Origin of the sequence: Catonella sp. (genome assembly GCF_052169795.1) — a bacterium.
GTDB lineage: Bacteria > Bacillota > Clostridia > Lachnospirales > Lachnospiraceae > Catonella.
The window spans coordinates 24145-48631 of the sequence record NZ_JBQNBU010000005.1 but is presented as its reverse complement, the minus strand read 5'-3'; the positions used below and the strand labels follow the sequence as shown (position 1 = coordinate 48631).

Here is a 24487-nt window from a genome sequence, read left to right as displayed (position 1 = left end):
ATAACAACATAAAGTATTTAGGCATGGATAATAGTAAATTCTATGTTATGTATAACATAAATTATTTAAATATACAAATATTAATGTTATTTAGAACATATATATTAATATTTAAAGCTGATATTATATGGTCATAAAGAACAATTAAATCAAGCGACAGTAATTTATAAAAAGGAGAGGTTTGCTATGAAAGCTGTTATTGCGATTGATTCATTAAAAGGAAGCCTGACTTCACTTGAAGCAGGTGAAGCCATAAAAAAAGGTATCATGAAGGTCTATAAGAAGGCGGAGGTTGTAATCCGGCCGGTGGCTGACGGTGGTGAAGGCACAGCTGTGGCATTGACTCTCGGAATGAACGGAAAGCTTGAAAAAGTAAAGGTGACAGGTCCTTTGGGAAAAGAAGTTGAGGCTGAGTATGGAATATTAGAGCCTTCGGAAACACATAAGGTAAAAACCGCAATTATTGAAATGTCAGCAGCGGCAGGAATTACTCTGGTAGATGAAAAGGAAAGAAATCCTCTTAAGACCACAACCTATGGTGTGGGCGAAATGATAAAAGATGCAATAGCAAAAGGCTGCAGGCATTTCATTGTAGGCATAGGCGGAAGTGCTACCAATGATGGCGGAATAGGTATGTTACAGGCGCTTGGGTTTGGTATCTTGGATAAGAGCGGTAAACAGGTTTCATTTGGGGCACAGGGGCTTAGCGAGATTGAGACTATATCAGATGAATTTGTGCTTCCTGAAATGAAAGACTGTACTTTTAGAATAGCCTGCGATGTGACAAACACTCTTTGTGGAGAGCAGGGGGCGAGTGCCATTTACGGACCACAAAAGGGAGCAACACCTACTATGATAATGCAGATGGATAAATGGCTTGCCTACTATGCAGCTTTATCCAGAGAAAAATATCCACACGCAAATATGAATCAGGCAGGAACAGGGGCAGCAGGGGGACTGGGTTTTGCGTTTTTAACTTATACAAATGCTGTGCTTGAATCGGGTATTAAAATTGTATTGGAAGAAACTGAGCTTGAAAAATATGTAAAAGATGCAGACATAGTAGTTACAGGGGAAGGAAGGCTTGACGGACAGACTGTTATGGGCAAAACCCCTGTCGGAGTTGCGGACATTGCCAAAAAGTATGGTAAGAAGGTAATTGCATTTTCAGGTTGTGTTACAGAAGATGCCATAGCCTGCAATGAGCATGGAATAGATGCATTTTTCCCAATTCTAAGAGGAGTTGTTTCGCTTTCAGAAGCTATGGATACGAAAAATGCTGCTAAAAATATGGCAGCTACGGTAGAGCAGGCATTTCGCCTGATTCGTCTTATGGATAAGGAGGATTAAGAAAATGACATACGATTTTACAACAATAGGGGCTTTAATTGGACTCGTGGCAGCTATTATTCTAATTATTAAAAAGGCACATCCTGCCTATAGCTTGATACTGGGAGCCTTGGTTGGCGGAATTATCGGAGGCGGAGGTCTTGCTGCAACGGTGGCTGCCATGGTTTCGGGGGCACAGGGTATGATGAGTTCCGTCCTTCGTATAATGACCTCCGGTATACTTGCCGGTGCACTTATTAAGACAGGTTCGGCTGAAAAAATAGCAGATACCATAGTCACCAAGCTTGGGCAAAAGCGTGCAATAGCAGCTATTTCCATAGCTACAATGATAATCTGTGCAGTAGGTGTATTTATAGATATTTCAGTTATCACAGTTGCTCCAATCGCGATTGCAATCGGTAAAAAAGCGTGCCTTTCAAAATCAGGAGTGCTTCTTGCTATGATAGGCGGTGGAAAGGCGGGCAATATCATTTCTCCTAACCCAAATACAATAGCGGCATCGGAAGCATTTAATGTTGACCTCACAGCCTTGATGATGAAAAATATAATTCCTGCACTTGTGGCTTTGGTAGTATCTGTTTGCCTTGCAGGTCTGCTTGCGAAGAAAAAGAACGAAGGCTTTGACGATATAGGTGAAGAAGCAGATACTAAAGAACTTCCGAATATATTTCAGGCTGTATTGGGACCTTTAGTTGTAATTATCTTATTGTCACTTCGTCCTATCTGTGGAATAAGTGTTGATCCGCTGATTGCTCTGCCTCTTGGCGGAATTGTAAGTATACTTGTCACCGGTAAAGCAAGGCATATGGTAGAATATACTGAGTTTGGCCTAAGCAAGGTAATCGGTGTTTCTGTCCTTCTTATAGGAACGGGTACGATAGCAGGTATTATCAAGGCTTCTGCCCTGCAGTTTGATATGATTAATCTGCTTGAAGTAATGAATATGCCTGCCTTTGTACTTGCACCATTGTCGGGTATTTTGATGGCAGCAGCTACAGCTTCCACAACAGCAGGAGCAACTATTGCTTCACAGACCTTTGCGGGTACACTGACAACAGCAGGTGTTCCGGCTATATCGGCAGCAGCTATGATTCATGCAGGTGCCACAGTGGTGGATTCCCTTCCACATGGTTCATTTTTCCACGCAACAGGCGGTTCTGTATTTATGAATATTAAGGAACGTATGAAGCTGATACCTTTTGAAGCAGCAGTAGGACTTACAAGCACTGTTGTGTCAGTGATTGTGTATCTTATATAGTATTTTGCAAATTATTTGAAACTGAGAACTCCGGTAAAATGCCACTAGTGGCTGTACCGGAGTCTTTTTAGATGAAGGCAGTTTCATTAGAAGAGTATTTTATAAGTGACAAAAAATATAACCTATTGTATACTTATTTTACCTATGAAAATAAGTTAAATTCGACCAAAACAGTTTATTCTACTGCATTATGCAGGATAAGAGGCTTGTGAACTATGGTGTGAATAATCGGAGGTTACTAAATTTACTAAAGGAAAATAAAAGAAATGAACACAAATGAAGAAAATAAAGCTAAAGCCAATACCACAAACGAAGTCTGTAAGGGCTGCGGCTGGCAGTGTATGATTAATGCACTGTCCTGCAATAGAGGAAGGAGATTAAACGGTGTACCTGAGGTCATAACAGAAAATGTTAAAACTAAAAGACCGTCAGGAAACCCCAGGGCTGAGAGATTTTTACGCAGATTAAACAGAGGTGATAATGAAAAACTTTGATTGTGGATTTACAAGAGAAAATAACCGTTTTAGATATCGTGCAGCAGCAATCATTGTAGAAGACAACCATGTTTTGTTTGCCAGCAATGAACTTGATGACTATTATTATTCAATTGGTGGTGCAGTTCACATTGGGGAAACTGCTGAGGATGCTGTAAAAAGAGAGGTTTACGAAGAAACTGGAGTTTCGTATGAGATTGACCATCTGGCAGTAATCCATGAGAATTTTTTTAATGAAAATAATGGTACTTCTGCAGGATTAAAATGTCATGAAATTTGTCTGTATTTCTTGATGAAACCAAGAGATACTATGGAACTGCATAGCAATAGTACAACTCAGGGAGTAAAAGAAAATGTGGTTTTTGCAAGGAAATGGACTTAGAAGAATTGGACAAAAAAGATTTTTGGTTTTCTGTCAGGCCTTCTTTATGTAATGCACGAGAGCTGGCAAAAGATTATATTGCAGACTTAAATGAATTTGAAAGAAAATGTAAGGAGAAAGGCATTTTAGAGGGAAATGTAATCTGGGGTGTATCGGTGGAAGATTTCCCTGATTTAGAATCGGAAGCTTGTGGGAGTATGGCTTATGTAGGGAAAGTGGAATGTTAAAAATAGAGAAAATCCGAGAACTTGAATAATTTTTTGGTTCTTGGATTTTTTTATAGAAATAATTTTTTAAACGCATTTTGTCCCACAAATATAGATATTTGTCCCGATTTATGATAAAATGATTTTAGATTAGGAGGTATGGTAAAATGAAAAAGCAGAATGTTTTAAATTTAATAAAATATCATGTTGAGAGGAATGAGAATTCTTTTAGAAATGAAGTGGTAGCAATAGCAAGATACTTTGATAGCATCGGTGATTACCAATTAGCTGAATATATTATGGGACTGATATCAGAATCAAACCTGTATACACCACAGGGCAGTGACTTTGAAAGTGAATTTTTAAAGCAGATAGAAACGAGAGGGTTGGAGGCTTTGAACTTACCGCTGGAGATATCAGAAGATATCAAGGGAATTATAAATGCAGTAAATCATAATGTGGGAATAAACAAATTTTTATTTGAAGGATTGCCCGGAAGTGGGAAAACTGAGGCTGCAAAAAATGTTGCAAGATTACTTAACAGGTCACTTTTTGTCGTGGATTTTGAGAACCTGATAGACAGCAAGCTGGGGCAGACGAATAAAAATATTACTAATGTTTTTAAAGAAATAAATATGATTCCAAATGCAAACAAAATAGTAGTTTTATTTGATGAAATTGATGTAATTGCCTTAGATAGAATTAACTCAAATGATGTCAGAGAGATGGGAAGGGCAACATCAACTATTTTAAGAGAACTGGACAGGCTGACAGATTTGAATAAAGAGATAGTAATTATTGCAACTACGAATTTGTATTCAAACTTTGATAAGGCATTAGTAAGACGATTTGATGCAGTTATTAATTTTAACAGATACAGTGAGGAAGACTTGATAGAAGTAGCAGAATACTATTTTTCATCATTTATAAAAAACTTCAAGGGTACATCAAAAGATGTCAGATTGTTTAGAAAGATATTAAAAACAGCAAAAAAACTACCATATCCGGGAGAATTGAAAAATATCATAAAAACATCGCTTGCATTTAGCGACATTGGCTCTGAATATGATTATCTGAGAAGGTTATATAATAACCTGATAGGTAATTTGGAGCAGAAGGATTTGAGTAAACTTTATGAAGAAGGATTTACAATAAGAGAAATTGAAAAATTAAAGGGCGAATCTAAAAGTACAGTAGCAAGAAAATTAAATAAAGAAGGAGCTGACAATGAATAATGTGTTGGAATTAAGAGGTAAGCGATTTATTCAGGCACCTAGAGAGGGAGCAGGCGGCGGGATATCCATGAACAGCAAAAAAGAAGTAACTGCAGAACACTTAATGGGATTGAGAGAGCAGTTAATTCAGATTAAAGCCTTTTGGGCTAAGGAATCAAGACCGTTTGAAGGAATCTTAGTAAGTGTTTATTACAATAAAATTGTTGCAAAAAGTAATCGTATAGGCGGTCTGTTTAAGGGGAAGGAGTCTAATGAGGCGATTGTGGGAGCAAAATTTAATGAAAATAAAAGTAAGCATATTATAATATATTTTCTTGGTTTGGAAGATTTAAATACAAGTATTGAATTGTTATTTAACACGGCAAATGTATTGTCTCAAAAATTTTCAGGTAAATTAAACCAAAAAACTATGGAGGATAAAAAACTTATTAACTTTATGTTATTTAAGAATCTTCCGTTAAGTATGTCAGTATTTAAACAGATAATTGCAGATGCTTCATATATAGATTCCTTTGGAGTGGAAGTAAAGACAACGGATTTTAAACAAAGCATAATAACACTTTATGATGTTAAAACAGATGTTAAGTCATTATTTGAAGCATTAGGAATAGACCTTTTAAGCACCAGAATTTTAGATAATCAGACAGTTTATTTAGATGAAAAACAGTCTGAAGTCCTTTTTGAAAAAGCGCCATATCTGGTTTCGATGGCAACTGCTAATCTAACCAAATTATCTCCGGATGATTTTATTGATAAATACCAAAATGATATGGTTACCATACCTGCACCAACCATAGAGCCGACAATTGGAGTAATAGATACTTTATTTGATGAAAATGTATATTTTAGTGAATGGGTTGAATACCATGATATGGTATCAGAGTATATACCGAGAAATTCAAATGACTATCGTCATGGAACTGCGGTAACATCAATTATTGTAGATGGTGAAAGGTTAAATCCGTGGTTAAAGGATGGATGTGGACGATTTAGAGTGAGGCATTTTGGAGTGGCAGTAGGGGCGGAATTTTCATCTTTTTCGATTATCAAACAAATTAAGAGTATTGTTTTAAATAATTTAGATATAAAAGTATGGAATATTTCGCTTGGAAGCAATCAGGAGATTAATGACAACTTTATTTCAGCGGAAGCCTCAATGTTAGATCAGATACAATTTGAAAACAATGTAATATTTGTTGTGGCAGGAACTAATAAACCAAATGAAGATGTAGTAAAAATAGGCTCTCCGGCAGATTCTATCAATAGCATGGTTGTAAATTCAGTCACTAAAAGTGGTCTGTCTACAAAATATTCACGTAAGGGATTAGTATTGTCTTTTTTTGCCAAACCTGATGTTAGTTATTATGGTGGAAGTGAAGAACAATATATCAAAGTTTGTGAGCCTTTGGGAGCAGCAAATGTTGCAGGAACCTCATTTGCCGCACCTTGGATTGCGCGTAAACTGTCCTATTTGATTGATATTTTAGGGATAAACAGGGAGGTTGCAAAAGCAATGATTATTGATGCTGCAAGAAACTGGAATGAAAAGCCCGATCCTGAAGAAATTGCATTATATGGACATGGAATTGTGCCGATTCATATTAATGATATCATTCAGACAAAAAATGATGAAATAAAGTTTGTGGTATCAGATGTCAGTGAAAAATGGAACACATACAATTATCATTTCCCGGTTCCGCTTAAAGATGATAAATATCCTTATATTGCAAGGGCGACCATGTGCTATTTTCCTTTATGTGATAGGACACAGGGTGTAGACTATACCAACACTGAACTTAACTTACATTTTGGAAGGTTGGGTAAGGATGGCAAGGTTGTTGACATTAAGGGGGATAAGCAAAATAAAGATGAAACATTGAATTATCTTTTTGAAGTTGAAGCAAGAAGGCAATTTAGAAAATGGGACAATGTAAAATATATTGCAGAAAGTGCCAATAAAAGAATGATACCTAAGGATTCTTATAAAAATAAGAATTGGGGAATGGAAATAAAGACCAATAACAGATTAAACCCTAAGGATGGAGAGGGTGTGAGATTTGGAGTGGTTGTAACACTTAAAGAAATGAATGGTATAAACAGAATTAATGAATTTATCAGGAACTGTACATTAAACGGATGGTTGGTAAATGTGGTTGATGTTAAAAATAGGATTGATATTCATCAAAAGGTTAATGAGGAGATTGAGTTTGAGTAGAGAGAATATCTCCCAATTCCTCTCTTTTTAAATTTCCAACAATAAAGAAGATTAAGATGGTTAGCTTATGCTGCCTATGTGAAAGTTTACTTTCGATATAGGCAAATACAGCTAATCATTAACATATTTTTATAAAAAAATAAACCGAAAAGTAAAGGAAATATTTCCAACTAATTCGTATTCTTATTCCCACCGGCATACTTCCCCACATTATTCCGTCTGAATTCGTAAGGATTTACTCCATATTTCTTCTTAAATATCGTAGAAAAATAACTGACATTGGAATAGCCGACCATTTCAGCTATATTTTGGACTTTTTCGACAGTGTTAATCAATAAATATTCAGCTTTTTTCAAGCGGATATTGGATAAAAATGTGCTGTAGTTATAGCCGGTTTCTTCCTTAAATACTCTGGAGAGGTATTCAGGATTTAAATTAGCTTCCTTAGCGATTTGCTCTAAGCTGATTGGCTCACTATAATGCTGTTGAATGAACACGACAGCCTTAAATATTCTCTGGGAAAGCTCCTTTTCGTTAATTTCATTGTCAGGCATATTTGTACCGGCATATTCTAAAGAGATACGCTTCATTTCTGAAAAGTGTACTGTTTCATCAATGCCAAGTTTTGCCCTGTTTAATGCGTTTTTTGTAAAGGTAGTATTATCATTTACATATTGTAAATATATTACATCAAGACATTCTTTGCAGAGCATTTTTATATATTTAATTTGAAGCACTTTGTTTTCTTCAATATAATCTAAAATTTTTTCAAGCTGTAAATATTTTTCTTTTCCTGATGCAGCATAAAATTCCTGATAAAAACGCTTTAATTCCATATTCGATTTTTCATTTTCTTCGTTTTGCTGTTTATTAGAATGAATCGGAAAATAAAGCTTTACCTGCTCTTTGTAAAAGCTAAGAGACAGGGCATTTACAGCTTCTTCTGCCGCTTTACTTACATTAACTAAGCTTTCTTTAATATTGCTTACACCAACCATACAATTATTGTTATCTATAATTTTATTGGCATATTTTTGCAAGCAATTTAGCTTTTCAAGTTCACTTAGATTTCTTGAAAGATTGCCCACTAAGACATAGATAAATTCATCATATTCCACACCAATTACATGAACTATATTTTCCTGCTTTGGCACAGTGAAATTATCAAAGAGTTTTCTTTTCCATACAGCTAGAGCAAACAATCCGGAATCACGCCATTTTATGTTATATTCTCTTAAAATATTGATGTCATTTTCTGTAATTGGCTTTCCACTAATCAGGATATTTCTTATAATAGAGTGCTTATGCCCGTTGTAGGACATTTCATCTTCGTTTTGACTGTTTTTTTCTTTAATTTTGGCAGCGGTAGCGGCAAGCATTTCCTGAAAGGACTGTTTGCTTATCTCTGTTTTTAAAATGTATTCATCAGCATTTTCACGCATTGCCTCGCGCACATAATCAAATTCAGAGAAAGCGGTTAAGAGTATTACAAAGGTAGAGCTATTAATTTTCTTGATTTCTTTTAATAATGTAAGACCATCCATAACCGGCATTTTTATATCAGAAAGTACTAGGTCAGGCTCTGTTTCCTTGTATATTTTTAATGCCTGTTCTCCGTTGTTTGCAACTCCGACAATCTCATATTCGGGGTTTTCTTTAATGCAAAACTGTAGCCATTCACAAATCATTCTTTCATCATCTGCAATTAAAATTTTCATAATAGCCAGTCCTTGTCTTTTTATTGATAGCTGGAAGTTTAATAGTAACTGTAGTGCCGATACCTAGTTCACTTTCTATCTGTAGTCCGTATTCATCGCCAAATTCCACTTTGATACGACCTGAAACATTGGCAATTCCAATAGATTCATTTCTTGTATATTCTTTTTTATTGCACTTACCGATAACCTGTTCCAGGACTTCACTGTTCATACCTATGCCGTCATCACTGACAGAGATAATCAGCTTTTCATTTTGTATCTTAGAAGTAATTATGATGATTCCCATTTCATTTTTAGCTTCTATGCCATGAAAAATTGCATTTTCAACTATAGGCTGGAGAATCAGGGCAGGAACCATACAATCCTTGGTTTCCTCATCAGGTTCAAATTCAAAACTGAGCATATCTCCATAGCGGATTTGCTGTAAAATTAAATATTTTTCTGTAATTGCAAATTCTTCACTTAGGTATATAAGGTCTGCATCCTGTCTTAATGTCATTTTGAGAAAGTCTATAAATGCACTTATCATCCTGCTTACTTCTTCGGGCTGTCCTGTTTCTACAAGGCATTTGATAGAAAATAAGGTATTGTATAAAAAATGAGGGTTAATCTGTGCTTTTAGCAAATCATTCTCTATACGGCGTTTATAAGCCTCTTTATTCTTTATGTCTTCCAGTAATTTTTTTATTTCCTGAGCCATGCTGTTAAAACTGTTTTTTAGCAGATTAATCTCATCATAGCCTTTTACATCACTTACAACATCAAAATTTCCTTCTTTTACCTGATTTAGAGAGTCACATAGATTAAGTAAAGGCTTTGATACCTTCCTTGCAACAATGTAAGAGATAATTAGTGCAATTAAAAAGCAAATTCCCATTATTATAAATATAATAATATAGGCTCTGTAAACATCAGAAAATACAAAGGAGGCAGGCATTTCTTCTATTATTGTCCAACCTGTCTGTGTATCATGATAGTTTGAAATAAGGTATTTACCGCTAGACTTTTTGGTAATTCGGAACTCATTTTCGCCATAAAGTTTTTTAAAATTTTCTACATTGATGAAATTCATTCCCCTCATATTTTTATCTGTATGCGATATGATATTACCGTTAATGTCAATTATATAGATGATATTAGTACCGTTCAATGCAGACTTGTAGATATCGGAGAGATAGACCTCATCAATGTTTATTAACAGGGTGGCAGCCTCCTTACCGTAAGCATCTAAAATTCGTCTGGAAGCACTGAAAACATACTGTTTCTTTTTTGAACCAAAATTATCCTTAAAGCTGCTGATAAAGGTTATGTCATCATCTTTGCCATAAATCGTCTTATACCATAATTGATTTTTAAGAGAAGCAAAATCGTAATTATCTCCTGCCTGTGAGGAGTATGAAAAACCGTTATCTCCGATTACCACAACATCAAATGCTATACCTACTTCGCTGAATACCACATCAAGGTTTTTCTTCATATCATCAAGCTTTACCTTTAGTTCTTTCTCTTTAGGAGTATCAGGCTTTCCATCTAAAGCAGATATAAGTGAGGTATTTAGCTTGTACAGATTGGAAATGGTAATGCTGCTGTTTTTAATGGCATTAGCCCTTTCTCCTATCTGCTTTAAAAGATCCAGTCTTGAAGCACCTATCTTATCTATCATAAGATTGCTTAAAAGTGCTATCAAGACTGTTGAAATAATTATTATTATCGCAGTAATTGTTAAAATATATACTGCAAATAATTGATTCCTGATTTTATTTGGAAATATCTTTTTAAGTTTTATATTTTTCATAAAAGACCTGCTTTAAGTACCAATTATTCACACCATAAGTCACAGGTCTTTGATTCTGTCTACTGTGGTAGAAAGACCTTTTAACGTTGTGACTATGGATAGTATTGCTCAAAATCCGGAAAATATTGTGCTTTTAAGCATGTGGCTTGATTATGATATTTTGTGAATAATCTAGGTTAAGTTATAGGGTTTATAATTTGGAGATTCCTTAATATAATCATCACAACTATGAGATACTTCCCCCTTTGCCCAAAGCCCGGCAAGATTAATCTGTCCGGAGCCGTAAACCGCTTCCTTTGCACCGTCAATCTCAGGATTAACATATTTATTAAACCAAGTTTCAAGCTCATATCTTAGTTCAGCTGCTTTTTCACTGTGATTATCCTGTAAAAGCAGGTTATTTCGTTCATCAGGGTCATTTACCAGGTCATACATTTCGTCAGGTCCGTAAGGGTAGCGTTTGATGTACTTAAACTCTTTACTTCGTATCATACGGTTTGGGCCATATTCGTCAAGTACCACGATTTTATCATCCTGCTCATATGGAAGACCTTTCAAGGCATTTGCAAAGCTTCTTCCCGGCAGGCTGTCATCTTTATAATCTTTAATTCCCACATAGTTTAATAATGTAGGCATAAAATCATAGGCTGAAACAAGAGAATCACATACTTTATTTTCAGGAATAACACCAGGCTGTGAGGCTATGAAAGGCACTTTAACAGAGCTGTCATACATATTAATCGGGAAGGTACCGTTGCCCTTTCCCCAGAAGCCATGATGCCCACAGCTAAAGCCGTTATCACTTGTAAATATTATCAGGGTATTTTCTCTGATACCCAAATCTTCAATCTTATCTATTATTCTTCCTATGTTTGCATCCATAGCAGTAACTGCGGCAAAATATCCTATCAGGTTGGCACGCACATCTTTTGCCACTTCTTTAGTTAAATATATGCTGTCAGGATGTTCTTTTTCCTTTGGAATGGAATTAAATGGGCAGTCTTTATACAAATCTGTATATTCTTTTGGGTGGTTGTTTAACCATGGAGAATGTGGAGCAGTATAGCCAACTGTCAGATAAAATGGCTGTTTGCCGGCATATTCTTCTATAAACTCTATAGCATCATCAGTTATTACATCAGTTACATAACGAGGCTCTCTGTATAGTTCTCCGTTTTTAATAAGCGGAGCATTATAATAAGGTCCACCGCCTGACTTGTGAGCAAACCAGTGAGAAAAGCCTTTCTGTGGTACAGCACTGTTACCCATATGCCATTTACCGGATAAACCGCATACATAGCCGTTTTCTGCCAAAACCTCCGTATATGCCTTCATACCTTTTAAGTATTCAATATCTCCCTGTTTTTTATTATCATCTCTGAGCCAGTCATGTACCCCATGTTGAGACGGGATCCTTCCTGTAAGTAAAGAAGCTCTTGCAGGTGAGCAGACTGGGGACGCACAAAAAAAGTTGTTGAACAACATTCCTTCATTTGCCAGTCTGTCCATGTTTGGAGTTATTATTTCATCATTTCCCGCACAACCCATAGACCACATTCCCTGGTCATCGGATAAAATAAAAACAATGTTTGGGCGTTCTGTATTCATATCAGTTCTCCTTCTTTGCCTGTACCAGATTCTAATTATTCATGCCATATATCACAGATTTCCCGGACAGGCGGTTTAATTATGTGATTACTTGATGTTTTGTAAATGTTTTATACGATGTCAAAGGATAATAAATTCTCTTGCAAGCAAACCCTAATCGAATTTTTATACTTTTGACACTTGTATCTTTATACTAAATTATCATATAATAGGCGGTTTTTGTTGTCAATAGTGTGTGAAAAAACACAAATAAGTGAAAGAAATGTCAAAATATTTATAGAAAAATCTAAATTAAATTTCAGAAACAAAATAATTTGAAAGAAAAGTAAAATAATCGTAAACAAAGTTTTTAGAAATTTTATTATAATAATAACATAAGTAAACATAAAAGCTTGAGGAGGAGTGTATTTATGAAAAAGATTCTAAGACGTATTGTAGCATTATCGCTGGCATTAGCTTTGGTTGGCTGTTCAAATGCAGTGGGAGCAGCAAAAAATTCTACAGCTTCCAAGGGAGCAGAAACGACAGGAACGGATTTGCCGGTTTTGCGCGTGGCTATGATGCCTTTTGTGACAAGTTTACCTGCACAGTATATTAAGGCAAACAAATTAGATGAAAAGAACGGATTTAAAATGGAAACTACCATGTATGCCACAGGTGCTCCTATGAATGAGGCTCTTGCAGCGGACTTATGGGATGTAGGTGCAATGGGAGCAGCGGCTGTAACAGGTGTAGCAAACTATGATATGACTATTATTGGCGAGGTGCTTGAATCTCAGGACGGTTTAGGAGTATTTGTAAAGCCTGAGAGCAAAATTGCTACAGTAAAAGGCTTCAACCCTTCCTACCCTAATGTGTACGGTGATCCTGATACGGTAAAGGGTGCAAAAATCCTGCTTCCAATCGGAACAGCACAGCATTTTACCACCTTAAAATGGTTAGAAAAGATAGGAGTTAAAGCAGAGGATGTAAATATAGTTAATATGGAAACCGCACAGGCTTATCAGGCTCTTAAAGCAGATCAGGCAGACGCTGTAGCGTTAAACATCCCTACTTTCTTTGATGCTAAAAACGATGGTATGGTTCAGGTAGGTAACCTTGCGGATATGGGAACAAAATATGTGGATATGGTTACCGGTAACAAAAAATCTCTTGAAACAAAGGCTGAGATTATTCAGAAATATATAAATCTGCTTGCGGAAGCCGGTGCGGCACTCAATGCTGACCAGGATATGGCTACAAAGCTTATGATGGACTACTTGAAAGAAGCCGGTGCTGAAACATCAGAGGAAAGTATCAGAGGCGATTTAGGACGTGTTAAATTCATTGAAGCTTCAGATTGGAAAAACAGAGAACTTGGAAGCTTTGCAAAAGAATTGGGAGAGTTTTATATTGGACTTGGACAGCTTGATGCAAGCTTAATGGATAAATTCAATACAAATATTGTTAAAACTTTTGTAGAAAAGCTTGGTACAAAATAAAATGATATGAACCAAATTTAAGAATCTCTGCCACTTTTGAGAGATTCTTAAATCTTTAAAAGCGGTATTTAAAAGCCCAATAATTTAGATAAAAAAGATATTAGAAAGGAATGAGTACACAAATGAATAAAAAATCTAAAGGTTTAAAATACAAACTCATTTCAATCTGTACAGTTGTAATTGTTCTTACGATATGGCAGCTTGTAACAGATGTATTTAAAATTGTTTCTCCGTTTATGCTGCCCAGCCCTCTAAAGGTATTAAATACCTTTATTTACAAGCTGACAGGCGGAACTACTCCGGACGGAGCAAATCTTATTGAGCATATTCTTTCCAGTTTGAAGATAGCACTCGGAGGATATGGTGTAGGTGTTTTTATAGGCGTGCCTTTAGGAATAGCTATGGCTTGGAGCCGCAAATTTGAGAGGTATGCGATGCCTTTATTTAACCTTATCAGACCGGTGCCGGCATTAGCATGGATTCCGCTTATGATACTTTGGCTTGGAATAGGCTATCTGTCAAAGGTAGGAATTATATTTTTTGCGGCATTTATAAGTGCTACAATTAATTCTTATACAGGCATTAAGAAAACGAATCAGGTTCACCTTTGGGTTGCAAGAACCTTTGGTGCTACAAACAGACAGATGTTATTTAAGGTGGCAATCCCTACTGCCCTGCCTATGATATTTACAGGTTTAAGACTGGCACTCGGCTCCTCCTGGGTTGCACTTGTTGCTGCAGAAATGTTAGCTGCTACAAGGGGAGTAGGCTATATGATTTATGTTGCAAGAATGCTTGGAAGACCAGATGTAATTATTGTGGGTATGATTACAATAGGCGGCATCGGTCTTATGATGAGCTATGGTCTGGAAAAATTGCAGAAAAAATATATAGGAAGGGGTAGTAAATAATGGGGAAATTGGTAAAAGGGCATAACGAAAAAATGCAGACCATTTTTGCGGCCTTAACAGCAGTAATCGGGTTTCTCGTTGTATGGGAACTGGTTGCAAGGTTTACCGGTGCAAAAATGTTCTTACCGCCTGCCTCTGTTATTATACAGGCATTTCTTACAAGCTTTGTCGTTCCTGTCGGAAAATATACTATGCAGGTACATATTGCCATAAGCCTTTATCGTGTATTGGTTGCATTTTTGATAGCTACTGTAGCAGGTGTATTCCTTGGTGTATTTATGGGATATTCTAAGACATTTGAAGCTATTTTTAAGCCGCTGTTTGAATTTGTAAGACCTATACCGCCTTTAGCGTGGATTCCGATGTCCATTTTGTGGTTTGGTATCGGAGATGAGAGTAAGTGGTTCATTATATTTCTCGGAAGCTTTACCTTTATAACAGTAAATACCTATGATGGTACAAAAAATGTTGATAAAACCTTAATGGGAGCAGCCAGAATGTTAGGTGCAAATGAAAGGCAGGTATTTACAAGAGTTGTACTTCCTTCTGCGGTTCCATATATATTTGCAGGCTTACAGATTGCTATTACTGCCGGCTGGTCTGCTGTAGTTGCGGCAGAAATGATTCGCTCTGATGAAGGTGTGGGCTGGTTAATCGTAATGGGTATGTCAACCGGTAATACGATACAGATTATGGTAGGCATTGTTGCTATAGGTGCGATTGGATTTATCCTTGCAACTTTAATGTCCGCTTTAGAAAGGAGATTGTGTAGATGGAACAGGCAGCAGGGACTTTAAACAATATTCCTTTAATATGTGACAATGTATCGAAGGAGTTTGACAGCTTTGACGGAAGCGGCAAAAATGAAGTTTTGAAGGATATTAGCTTTCAGGTAGAAAAAAATGAGTTTTTGGTATTATTCGGTCCGGGACAATGCGGTAAAACTACCTTACTTAATATATTGGCAGGGCTTGAACTTCCAACTACGGGCAAGGTAATATCAAATAATAAAGAGGTAAAAGCTCCAAGCCCTGAAAGGGGAGTAGTATATCAGAAAACAGCTTTATTTCCTTGGCTTACGGTTATGGGAAATGTTGAGTTTGGTCCCAGTGTGCGCGGTTTTGATAAAAAGAAGCGTAAAGAACTGGCTGACCATTACATTGAGCTTGTAGGTCTGAAAGGTTTTGAAAAAAGCTATCCTTCACAACTATCCGGAGGTATGAGGCAGCGTGTGGGTATTGCAAGAGCCTATTGCAATAATCCTGATATTCTTCTGTTGGATGAGCCTTTTGGACATTTGGATGCACAAACCCGTTATATGATGGAGGAAGAGTTGCAAAGAATATGGCAGAAAGAGAAGAGAACAGTCGTTTTTGTTACCAATAATATTGAAGAAGCAGTATATTTGGCAGACCGTATTATACTCTTAACCAACTGTCCTTCAAAAATCAAAAAAGAATATAAGATTGATTTACCTTTTCCAAGAAACTATGTAGATCCAAAATTCTTGGAATTAAGGAAGGAAATCACTGAAAATATGGATAAATCTTTTTAGGAGGAGAGAGGATGCAGGATAATAGAGAAGCTAAGGTTAAAGTAATAAATCTTACAAAAAAGTTTGACGACCTCCTGGTATTAGATGATATATCCTTTGAAGTAAAAAAAGGTGAATTTCTATGTATTGTAGGTCCGACAGGATGTGGAAAAACTACTTTTTTAAACAGTATTACAAAATTATACAAGCCTACTTCGGGAGAAATCCTTGTAAATAATGAGCCGGTAGACTTGGACAAACATAATGTGGCATATATTTTTCAGGAATATTCAACCATGCCTTGGCTGACGGTTGAGGAAAATGTTCGCTTTGGTCTGGATATTAAACATGTGGAAAGGGCAAAGGCGAATAAACTGGTAGATGAATATCTGGATATAGTCGGACTTACAAAATTCCGCAAATATTATCCGGAACAGCTATCCGCAAGTATGTTACAAAGGGTGGTTATAGCAAGAGCATTTGCAACGCAGCCTGAATTACTTCTTATGGATGAGCCTTATGGTCAGCTTGACATTGAACTTCGTTTCAAGCTGGAGGATGAACTTCTTAATCTATGGCAGAGAACAGGAACTACGGTTATTTTTATCACTCATAATATTGAGGAAGCCGTATATCTTGGTGAGAGAATATTGGTGCTGACTAATAAACCTACCAAGATAAAAGAAGAGATTATGAATGATTTACCCCGTCCACGTGATATTGCTTCACCGGATTTTGTTAAACTTCGTAATGAGGTGACTGATTTAATTAAGTGGTGGTAATGAAGAGATTTTATAGGGAATGAGCATAGCTTGTTCCCTGTTTTTGTTTGATATGAAGTTTTCTAAAATATATATCCCACCATATATTATTTATCCAAACGCAATAAACAAAGAATAATCTTAGAAAAGATTGCTTGCAGACAGTATTTGTGTAATAATAAAACTGTTATGTATTATGTATTAGAAGACACAAGGAGAAAAAATGAAAGCATTAAATCATATTACACCCAAGTTATTTACGGTTCTAAAAGGATATAGTGGAGAACAGTTTGCCAAAGATTTGATATCGGGTATTATTGTGGCTATTATTGCCATGCCATTATCAATCGCACTTGCAATTGCTTCAGGTGTTAATCCGGAGCAGGGGTTGTATACAGCAGTAGTTGCAGGATTTTTTATTTCCTTTTTAGGTGGCAGCAGAGTACAGATTGGCGGTCCTACAGCAGCCTTTGTAATAATTATTTACGGAATTATTGCACAATATGGTATGGCTGGCTTAACACTTGCTGCTCTTATGGCAGGACTTATAATGATTGTTATGGGGCTTTTGAGATTTGGTGATTTGATTAAGTTCATTCCTAAGACAATTACCGTTGGCTTTACAATGGGAATTGCAATAGGTATCATCGTTGGCCAGATAAAAGACTTTTTTGGGCTGGAGATGGGCTTTGTACCGGCAGAGTTTACAGGAAAGCTTGTAGCCTTTGGTGAGAATTTTCATACCCTATCCCTGTGGACACTTGCTATTGGTGGATTGGCACTTTTAATTCAAGGCTTCTGGCCTTATGTATCTCGGAAAATACCCGGCTCGCTGGTTGCAATTATTGTTACTACAATCATTGTTTCATTGGGGCATCTGCCTGTAAAAACCATAGGAGATTTATATACAATTAAAGCAGGTTTACCAACCTTTACATTACCTGATATATCGTTTGCTCTGATTCGCCAAATGATTTCACCGGCATTTACCATTGCAGTTCTAGCAGCTATAGAATCATTGCTTTCCTGTGTGGTTTCTGATGGAATGATAGGTGGCCGCCACCGTTCAAATGCAGAGCTGGTTGGTCAGGGAGTTGGTAATATAATGTCTGCTCTTTTTGGAGGCATCCCTGCGACAGGTGCTATTGCCAGAACTGCAGCTAATGTAAAAAATGGAGGACGTACACCGATAGCAGGTATGGTACATGCAGTTACCCTGCTTTTTATACTGCTGTTTCTAATGCCATATGCTTCCTTGATTCCAATGAGCTGCCTTGCGGCTATTTTGATTATGGTCGGCTATAATATGAGTGGTTGGAGGACGGTACTTCGCATATTGAAGTCGGCACCTAAAAGTGATATTGCTGTTTTGCTTATTACCTTGATTTTAACTGTATTTTTTGACCTTGTAGTTGCTATCGAATTTGGCATGATACTTGCATCCTTCCTCTTTCTTAAGAGAATGGCAGATGTTGCTGCTGTTCGTCAATGGGTTGATAAACCTGATTTAGATGAAATATCTGAAAATACAGATTTGAAGCAGATACCTAAAAATGCTATGGTATATGAAATTTTTGGTGCACTTTTCTTTGGAGCAGCTAATGATTTCTTAGAGGTTGTACACAAAGAAGGTAAAAATGTACTCATTTTCCGTATGAGGAATGTACCGGTAATGGACATCTCAGGTCTTGAAGCTTTGGAAGAAGCACTTGAAACCTGCAATAAACGTGATATGACACTGTTACTTTCCCATGTAAATGAGCAGCCGATGAAGGTTATGGAAAAGGCGGGCTTTATTGCTAAAATCGGGAAGGAAAATATTTGCGATAATATTGATAAAGCTCTTGCAAGAGCAGAAAAGCTGGCAAAATAAAAGTAAGCTACATATTTTAAGAGGAAATGTTGAAAATGAAAGCAGATAGAAATAAAACGATTGATATATCGGTAGAGGAGGGTAGAGAATACCTTAAAAGATGTATATCCCTGACAGAAAAAGCAGGACTTTCTGAGATTTTAGACAAGACAATACTTGGAAATACCCTTGAAATCTTAAGCTTATTGCCTGAAAATACCACCCACCCTACACAAAAACCTGAGAAGCTCTTAGCAAAACTTATTTTAGCAAGTTCAAATGAAGGGGATGTTGTGCCTGATCCGTTTTTAGGCTCAAGCTCTACCTCTGTAACTGCAAAGAAGCTAGGCAGGCATTACATAGGAATTGAGCAAAATGAGCAATACTGTGTAGGGGCTGAAAAACGACTTTATATGGCAGAAGCTGATAAGACTATCTAAGGCTATGCAGATGGGGTGTTCTGGGAGAGGAATACCGGAAGATTGCAAAAGAAGTTTAAAAAATAAAAGAGGAAAAATTATGGAGGATAAAAATAATTGTAAAAAAGACATTGACTGGGATAAAATAGCTTTATTATTAAAAATAGGCATCATAGGAGCTTTGTTCCTTGTTGGTTTATTATGGTCTATGCACATATAAGAGCGATGTTAGGAGGCTTTAGTCCTTATCCTCGCCGGTGCATTTTGTGTTCTATGGCTGTAGGTACACTGTTTGTTAGTATTGCAGGTGTTTTAGGCAACCATGAAATGGTAAATGCTTTAATGGTAGGAGCTTTTAGTTTAGGAAGTCTATGGACATTGGCCGGACATTTAATGATGTTGGGTAAGGCTAAAGAAAGACAAGAAAAGAATAAAAATCAAAATTAAGCAGAGCTAAGACAGGATTATTGTAATTATGAGTTTATGGCTATGATAAGGAGGTAAAGCCTATGAAGAATATCAAGAAAATTTGTCTGACTACATTGTCGCTTGTGGCAGTAATTATAGTATTTACTGCTTGTGGGAGCAGTAAGGATAAAGAAAAAGCACAAAATTCGGTGAGCAAAGATTTAGTTAGAAGCAGTGTATCCGATGAAACTGTAGGAAATTATGATAATAACTTAAGTTCTACGACAGATGCAGCTGCCGTGGATGCCGGTAGTTCAAATGCCGAAACCCCATCTGAAGATACTAAAAGTGAAGTGAAAAAGATTCGAATGGTCAGGGTAGATGACAGGCTGTATATGGATATGGGCTGTGCTCTAAGTGTATTAAAATGCGGTACCGCGGATGGGGAGATTCTTACAAGCAATGATGAGTATCCTGAAAAAAATGATGAATCTAATTTTGGTACAGGATATAAATATCAGAAAGCTGATATTAAATATTTATATGTGGAGATAGATAATAAATGGCAGGTTTTTCAGGATACAGCAATAAGCTCTTTGGTAATACCTGAAGGTGTGGCACATTTTGAGGCGGAAATAATAGAAGGAGATAAGGAAAGAATATTAGTTAAAATTACAGATTTACCAAAGGAATTTAACTATATTTTCGGAGATAAAAAGACAGAGGAAATAAAGCCTGTGCAGATAATGCTTAAAGATTTAGGTGTATCTAATGGTATTAAAAATATAAAAAAAGACAAGTTGCCGGGTAAAAGAATACAGGTATGGTTTAATGGGGAGATAAAGGGTGATAGGTCTGAGATGTCAAATCCTATAGAATTGGGAGAAATATATGCAGTATTGGCTGCAGAGGAAAGAGAGTAATAATTTAAATTTATAAGGAGAAGAAAAATGGCAAAGAAAAGAGTGACCTTACCAAAAGATTTTGATGAACTGATTACAGCAGGAGATGCAAATGGTAGTGATGAAGATGCTATAACAGAGCGTTTGTGTGAGCTTTCGGTTCTCTGGGTGCTATTAAATCAGAATCCTATTCTTTTAGGCAAAACAAATTATAACAGATGATGATACTTTCCATAGGAGACTTAAAATGATTAAATTAAAAGGTATAGGAAAATTTAATTCTGTAAAATGGCTGATAGATACTGTTCCGATTAAAAAAGGGCAGACAGAAAATTCTCCGTATATCTAAGCGGACCGGAGATTATGACCATATCTATATTGTATGGAATCCTAAAACGAAGAAGGTAGCTTTCTATGATATAGAGCATGAAGAAATGAATGACATTTGCGGTTTTGAGGAATTTGTAAATGATATGCCGGCATATATGCAAAAAATAATTGAAGGCGAATACGAATAAATAGGATATGGGTGAAGATATAGGAAGTGAAGGTGAAGTCGGAAGAGTAGCGGAAAACCTGAATGAGCTGCTGACATTTTATAATGCAGCTGCCAGAGAGCCGGTTTTTTCATGTAAATATCTGGATGGTGATGAGGAATATACCTGTGACTCTATACTTTCTGATGTTGTGGGGGTGTGGATAACGGAGCTTACAGGTATGAGCAGGGAGGATATTGAAGGGGTATAATATTGTTTATTAAAGGTTTTCACAAAGAAAAGCTGAATTTTGTATTTTGGGAGTTCTTTGGTAAGTATAAAATTGTTGGATTAATTTAAATGTTGTGGCTTAGAGTATAAAGTAAAGGATTGGTATGTATTATGGATAACCTGACTAAAGAACAAAGAAAAAGAAATATGCAACATATTAAATCTAAGAATACAAGCATAGAGCTAAAGTTATGTAAAGCATTGTATAAGAGTGGTTTTCATTATTATAAGAATTATGGAAAACTGCCGGGAAAACCTGATATAGTGCTTCCAAAAGATAAAATAGCTATTTTTTGTGATAGTGAGTTTTTTCATGGTAAAGACTGGGAAATACTCAAGAATAGACTTGAAAGTGGAGTTCGTAGTGAATACTGGATTAAAAAAATTGATAGAAATAGAAAAAGGGATATAGAAGTAAATAAACAGCTGTCATTTATGGGCTGGTTGGTAATTAGGTTTTGGGGAAAAGAAATTAATAAAAATGTTGATGAATGTGTTAGAGCGGTTAAAGAAGCCATTTGGGATAGAAAAACTTATTATTTAGACAATTTGTAGGTGTATATAACAACACTATTTAAAACATTTTTGAAATAAATAGAGAGGTGATAATTTATGTGGGATGACTTACCAGTAAATCAGAAAAAAATGTATAAACGATTAATATTAGCCTTCGCAAGCCTAACGGAGATGTTTGCTCAAAAATCAAATGAAAGTAATAATTCAGAGATAGTCCCCATAATAAATTCAAAATTTCAAGAAACTGTGACCAGAAAGTTGTGCAGTTTAAGGCAAAGCATGACGAGTGGTCTGAAATAATTAATGAAATAAAGACTAATGCAATGGAGTTGATGATAAAAAGATAATAAATTTCTTGAACGAACATTTATATATGAAGTTAGCTAAAGGCATAGCTGAAATTCGTAATGCAAGAATTGATTCGTCTTGTGCGAATGCTAAGGGATTTAAAGTTGAAGCTGGTAATGCTAATGTTCATTCGGTTTATCATGTTTTAATGCCATCAAGTAAAACTGAGAAAGCTAAAATATTTGTAGTAGAAACATCTTATGATAGGATTGATGTTGAGAAATTATCCATCATTGGATGTACTAGTTCCAATAACCCTACAAACTTTTTCTTTTCAGATGGACATCATACATATAAATACACGTCAGCAGATAGCCAGTTGCATATGAATTTTAATAATCAAAATATTGTTTGCGATGAATGCAAGGTTATATAAACAAGCTGGAAATTCAGTTTGTGTTTCTGTAATAAAGAGAATAGCAGCTGAAATGGCAAAAATGTAATTATTATAGAGTAATATAGGATATAACTTTAATATCCCTACAATATACATAAGTCATAGGAGACAGCTATGAGAAAAATCAAAACCAAAATTTTTTTGGAACCACAAAAATAGCAGTTTCTGAACATGAGAAGTTTGTAAGATGTGTACTGCAGTCTAATGAGTATGAAGAAAAATAGAAATAAACTTAACCCGGTGCTTACCAATTTTGGGTGAATATCGGGTTTCTATCAATTATTTTGAAATCTTTATTATCTTAATGGTTAGCTGTATTTGCCTATATTGAAAGTGAACTTTCATATAGCCAAGATATAAGCTAACCATCTTAGTAATAATCCATATAAATTGCCTTTTCCAACAAGAATTATTTCAAGTTTTCCATTTATCTTTTTGAAGGATACCTCATAATCTTTACCTTGCTTTATTCCTCTAATGTTGATGAGGAGTTGTTATATATTCGTGTTATATAGTGTAAAATTGTGTAAATTATTCATGTAAATAAATGTAATATTTATCAAAAAAACTCTTTATTTTCACATCAATACTTGTTATACTAAAATCAGTTAATAAAATGGAGGGATTGTTATGGATAGAAAAATAATGGATTATTTAAAAAACTGGAAAGAAAGCCCTCATCGCAAACCATTGATTTTACAGGGAGCAAGGCAGGTAGGAAAAACTTATTCTGTCTTGGAATTTGGACGAAATTATTATGAAAATGTTGTATATTTCAATTTTGAAACTAACCCAAAGTTAAATGAAACATTTGAAGAGAACATAGCACCGGATTATCTTATTCAGGTTTTATCACATATTTCAAATCAAACTATTGTGAAGGGCAAAACTCTGATTGTGTTTGATGAGGTACAGCTTTGTGAGAGGGCATTAACTTCGCTTAAATATTTTTGTGAAGATGCACCTGAATACCATATAATTGTAGCAGGAAGTTTGCTTGGAGTTGCGGTAAATAGAGAAAAATTTTCATTTCCGGTTGAAAAAGTTGATATGAAAACACTTTATCCAATGGATATAGAAGAGTTTATGCTTGCACTGGGGGAGGCTAAACTTGTTGAACAAATAAAAAAATGTTTTGCTAATGATACAGCAATGCCATCAGCTTTACATGATAGTGCAATGGAACTTTACAGGCAGTATCTGGTTGTGGGTGGTATGCCTGAATGCGTACTACAATATGCTGAAACAAAAGATTATATTCTTGTAAGGCATACTCAAGAAACATTGCTTGTAAGTTATTTAAATGATATGAGTAAATATAATAATCTAAATGAAATTAAGAAAACAAGGCTTACATATGACAACATAACAGTTCAGTTATCGAAGAAAAATACAAGATTTCAATATAAGCTTGTAAAAAAAGGGGGGAGAGCTTCTGAATTTGAAAATGCAATAGAGTGGCTTTGCTTATCAGGAATAGCCTCTCAAGTGTATAAGGTTCTGCAGATTAAAAAGCCCCTTGAAAACTATCGTGATATTGATTCGTTTAAGATTTATGTTTCAGATACAGGTTTACTATGTGCCAAAAAAGATTTACGGGCAAGTGATATCTTATATATGTCTGATGAGTTAAATGATTTTAAGGGTGGCATGGCTGAAAATTATGTGAATATACAACTGTTAATCAATGAATATAAAACTTATTATTGGGAGTCTGAGCGGGGAGCAGAAGTAGATTTCATCATACAGAGGGATGGCAAAATCATACCGATTGAAGTCAAATCTGCGGATAATACTAAAGCAAAAAGCCTGAAAGTATATATGGATACATATAAACCTGAGTATGCTATCAAGCTTTCTGCTAAAAATTTTTCTTTTGAAGATAACAAAAAAATTGTTCCACTTTATGCTGCATTTTGTATTTAACTCA

General features: G+C 35.7%; 24 protein-coding genes. 21 read left to right on the top strand and 3 right to left on the bottom strand.

What is annotated here, in order from left to right; genetic code table 11:
* The first annotated feature begins 186 nt into the window (after positions 1-186).
* The 7 genes from ACTTKP_RS01505 (at position 187) to ACTTKP_RS01475 (ending at position 7140) form a co-directional block, all read left to right on the top strand.
* Positions 187-1350 carry a glycerate kinase family protein gene (locus ACTTKP_RS01505; RefSeq protein ID WP_442552139.1) on the top strand — a complete coding sequence of 388 codons (1164 nt, stop codon included), beginning with the start codon at positions 187-189 and terminating at the stop codon, positions 1348-1350.
* Between the two features lie 4 nt (positions 1351-1354).
* Complete coding sequence (locus tag ACTTKP_RS01500; RefSeq protein WP_442552138.1) at positions 1355-2608, top strand: GntP family permease; 1254 nt, start codon at positions 1355-1357, stop codon at positions 2606-2608.
* Between the two features lie 266 nt (positions 2609-2874).
* Positions 2875-3102, top strand: a complete 228-nt coding sequence (locus tag ACTTKP_RS01495) for a hypothetical protein (protein ID WP_442552137.1) — start codon at positions 2875-2877, stop codon at positions 3100-3102.
* Positions 3089-3484 carry an NUDIX hydrolase gene (locus ACTTKP_RS01490; RefSeq protein ID WP_442552136.1) on the top strand — a complete coding sequence of 132 codons (396 nt, stop codon included), beginning with the start codon at positions 3089-3091 and terminating at the stop codon, positions 3482-3484. Before ACTTKP_RS01495 ends, ACTTKP_RS01490 begins: the two co-directional genes overlap by 14 nt.
* Positions 3475-3711 carry a hypothetical protein gene (locus ACTTKP_RS01485; RefSeq protein ID WP_442552135.1) on the top strand — a complete coding sequence of 79 codons (237 nt, stop codon included), beginning with the start codon at positions 3475-3477 and terminating at the stop codon, positions 3709-3711. Before ACTTKP_RS01490 ends, ACTTKP_RS01485 begins: the two co-directional genes overlap by 10 nt.
* Before the next feature lie 146 nt (positions 3712-3857).
* Entirely contained in the window at positions 3858-4925 is a 1068-nt protein-coding gene (locus ACTTKP_RS01480; RefSeq protein ID WP_442552134.1) for an AAA family ATPase, read from the top strand.
* Positions 4918-7140: a S8 family peptidase gene (locus tag ACTTKP_RS01475; RefSeq protein WP_442552133.1), complete on the top strand. Its 2223-nt coding sequence runs from the start codon at positions 4918-4920 to the stop codon at positions 7138-7140. Before ACTTKP_RS01480 ends, ACTTKP_RS01475 begins: the two co-directional genes overlap by 8 nt.
* A 170-nt stretch (positions 7141-7310) precedes the next feature.
* On the opposite strand, the gene ACTTKP_RS01470 is transcribed toward ACTTKP_RS01475, so the two are convergent.
* The 3 genes from ACTTKP_RS01470 to ACTTKP_RS01460 all read right to left on the bottom strand — a co-directional run bounded on the left by ACTTKP_RS01470 (position 7311) and on the right by ACTTKP_RS01460 (position 12261).
* Positions 7311-8858 carry a response regulator transcription factor gene (locus ACTTKP_RS01470; protein ID WP_442552132.1) on the bottom strand — a complete coding sequence of 516 codons (1548 nt, stop codon included), beginning with the start codon at positions 8856-8858 and terminating at the stop codon, positions 7311-7313.
* A complete protein-coding gene (locus ACTTKP_RS01465; protein WP_442552131.1) occupies positions 8836-10653 on the bottom strand; it encodes a sensor histidine kinase in 1818 nt (605 codons plus the stop codon). The genes ACTTKP_RS01470 and ACTTKP_RS01465 overlap by 23 nt, the downstream gene beginning before the upstream one ends.
* A gap of 171 nt (positions 10654-10824) precedes the next feature.
* Positions 10825-12261, bottom strand: coding sequence for a sulfatase-like hydrolase/transferase (locus tag ACTTKP_RS01460; RefSeq protein ID WP_442552130.1), 1437 nt, complete (start codon positions 12259-12261; stop codon positions 10825-10827).
* A 410-nt stretch (positions 12262-12671) separates the two neighbouring features.
* Here ACTTKP_RS01460 and ACTTKP_RS01455 point away from each other — a divergent pair, with 410 nt between their 5' ends.
* From ACTTKP_RS01455 to ACTTKP_RS01390, 14 genes are all read left to right on the top strand, one after another.
* Positions 12672-13742, top strand: a complete 1071-nt coding sequence (locus tag ACTTKP_RS01455; RefSeq protein WP_442552129.1) for an ABC transporter substrate-binding protein — start codon at positions 12672-12674, stop codon at positions 13740-13742.
* Positions 13743-13864: 122 nt separating this feature from the next.
* Positions 13865-14653, top strand: coding sequence for an ABC transporter permease (locus tag ACTTKP_RS01450; RefSeq protein ID WP_442552128.1), 789 nt, complete (start codon positions 13865-13867; stop codon positions 14651-14653).
* The gene (locus tag ACTTKP_RS01445) at positions 14653-15450 is read left to right on the top strand and encodes an ABC transporter permease (RefSeq protein WP_442552127.1); all 798 of its coding nucleotides are present in this window, start codon (positions 14653-14655) and stop codon (positions 15448-15450) included. Before ACTTKP_RS01450 ends, ACTTKP_RS01445 begins: the two co-directional genes overlap by 1 nt.
* Complete coding sequence (locus ACTTKP_RS01440) at positions 15426-16208, top strand: ABC transporter ATP-binding protein (RefSeq protein WP_442552126.1); 783 nt, start codon at positions 15426-15428, stop codon at positions 16206-16208. The genes ACTTKP_RS01445 and ACTTKP_RS01440 overlap by 25 nt, the downstream gene beginning before the upstream one ends.
* Positions 16209-16219: 11 nt before the next feature.
* On the top strand, positions 16220-16969 hold the full coding sequence (locus ACTTKP_RS01435; RefSeq protein WP_442552125.1) for an ABC transporter ATP-binding protein: 750 nt from the start codon (positions 16220-16222) through the stop codon (positions 16967-16969).
* Positions 16970-17171: 202 nt separating this feature from the next.
* Entirely contained in the window at positions 17172-18821 is a 1650-nt protein-coding gene (locus ACTTKP_RS01430) for a SulP family inorganic anion transporter (protein WP_442552124.1), read from the top strand.
* 35 nt (positions 18822-18856) lie between these two features.
* On the top strand, positions 18857-19240 hold the full coding sequence (locus tag ACTTKP_RS01425; protein ID WP_442552123.1) for a DNA methyltransferase: 384 nt from the start codon (positions 18857-18859) through the stop codon (positions 19238-19240).
* 180 nt (positions 19241-19420) lie between these two features.
* The gene (locus tag ACTTKP_RS01420; RefSeq protein ID WP_442552122.1) at positions 19421-19666 is read left to right on the top strand and encodes a DUF6796 family protein; all 246 of its coding nucleotides are present in this window, start codon (positions 19421-19423) and stop codon (positions 19664-19666) included.
* Between the two features lie 62 nt (positions 19667-19728).
* Entirely contained in the window at positions 19729-20550 is an 822-nt protein-coding gene (locus ACTTKP_RS01415) for a hypothetical protein (protein ID WP_442552121.1), read from the top strand.
* A gap of 27 nt (positions 20551-20577) precedes the next feature.
* Positions 20578-20751: a hypothetical protein gene (locus tag ACTTKP_RS01410; protein WP_442552120.1), complete on the top strand. Its 174-nt coding sequence runs from the start codon at positions 20578-20580 to the stop codon at positions 20749-20751.
* Between the two features lie 303 nt (positions 20752-21054).
* Positions 21055-21276 carry a hypothetical protein gene (locus tag ACTTKP_RS01405; protein ID WP_442552119.1) on the top strand — a complete coding sequence of 74 codons (222 nt, stop codon included), beginning with the start codon at positions 21055-21057 and terminating at the stop codon, positions 21274-21276.
* A 131-nt stretch (positions 21277-21407) separates the two neighbouring features.
* Positions 21408-21851 (top strand): very short patch repair endonuclease, encoded by a 444-nt coding sequence (locus ACTTKP_RS01400; protein ID WP_442552118.1) that lies wholly within the window; start codon positions 21408-21410, stop codon positions 21849-21851.
* A 334-nt stretch (positions 21852-22185) separates the two neighbouring features.
* The gene (locus ACTTKP_RS01395) at positions 22186-22536 is read left to right on the top strand and encodes a hypothetical protein (protein WP_442552117.1); all 351 of its coding nucleotides are present in this window, start codon (positions 22186-22188) and stop codon (positions 22534-22536) included.
* Between the two features lie 651 nt (positions 22537-23187).
* Positions 23188-24483: an ATP-binding protein gene (locus ACTTKP_RS01390; RefSeq protein WP_442552116.1), complete on the top strand. Its 1296-nt coding sequence runs from the start codon at positions 23188-23190 to the stop codon at positions 24481-24483.
* Positions 24484-24487: the final 4 nt, after the last annotated feature.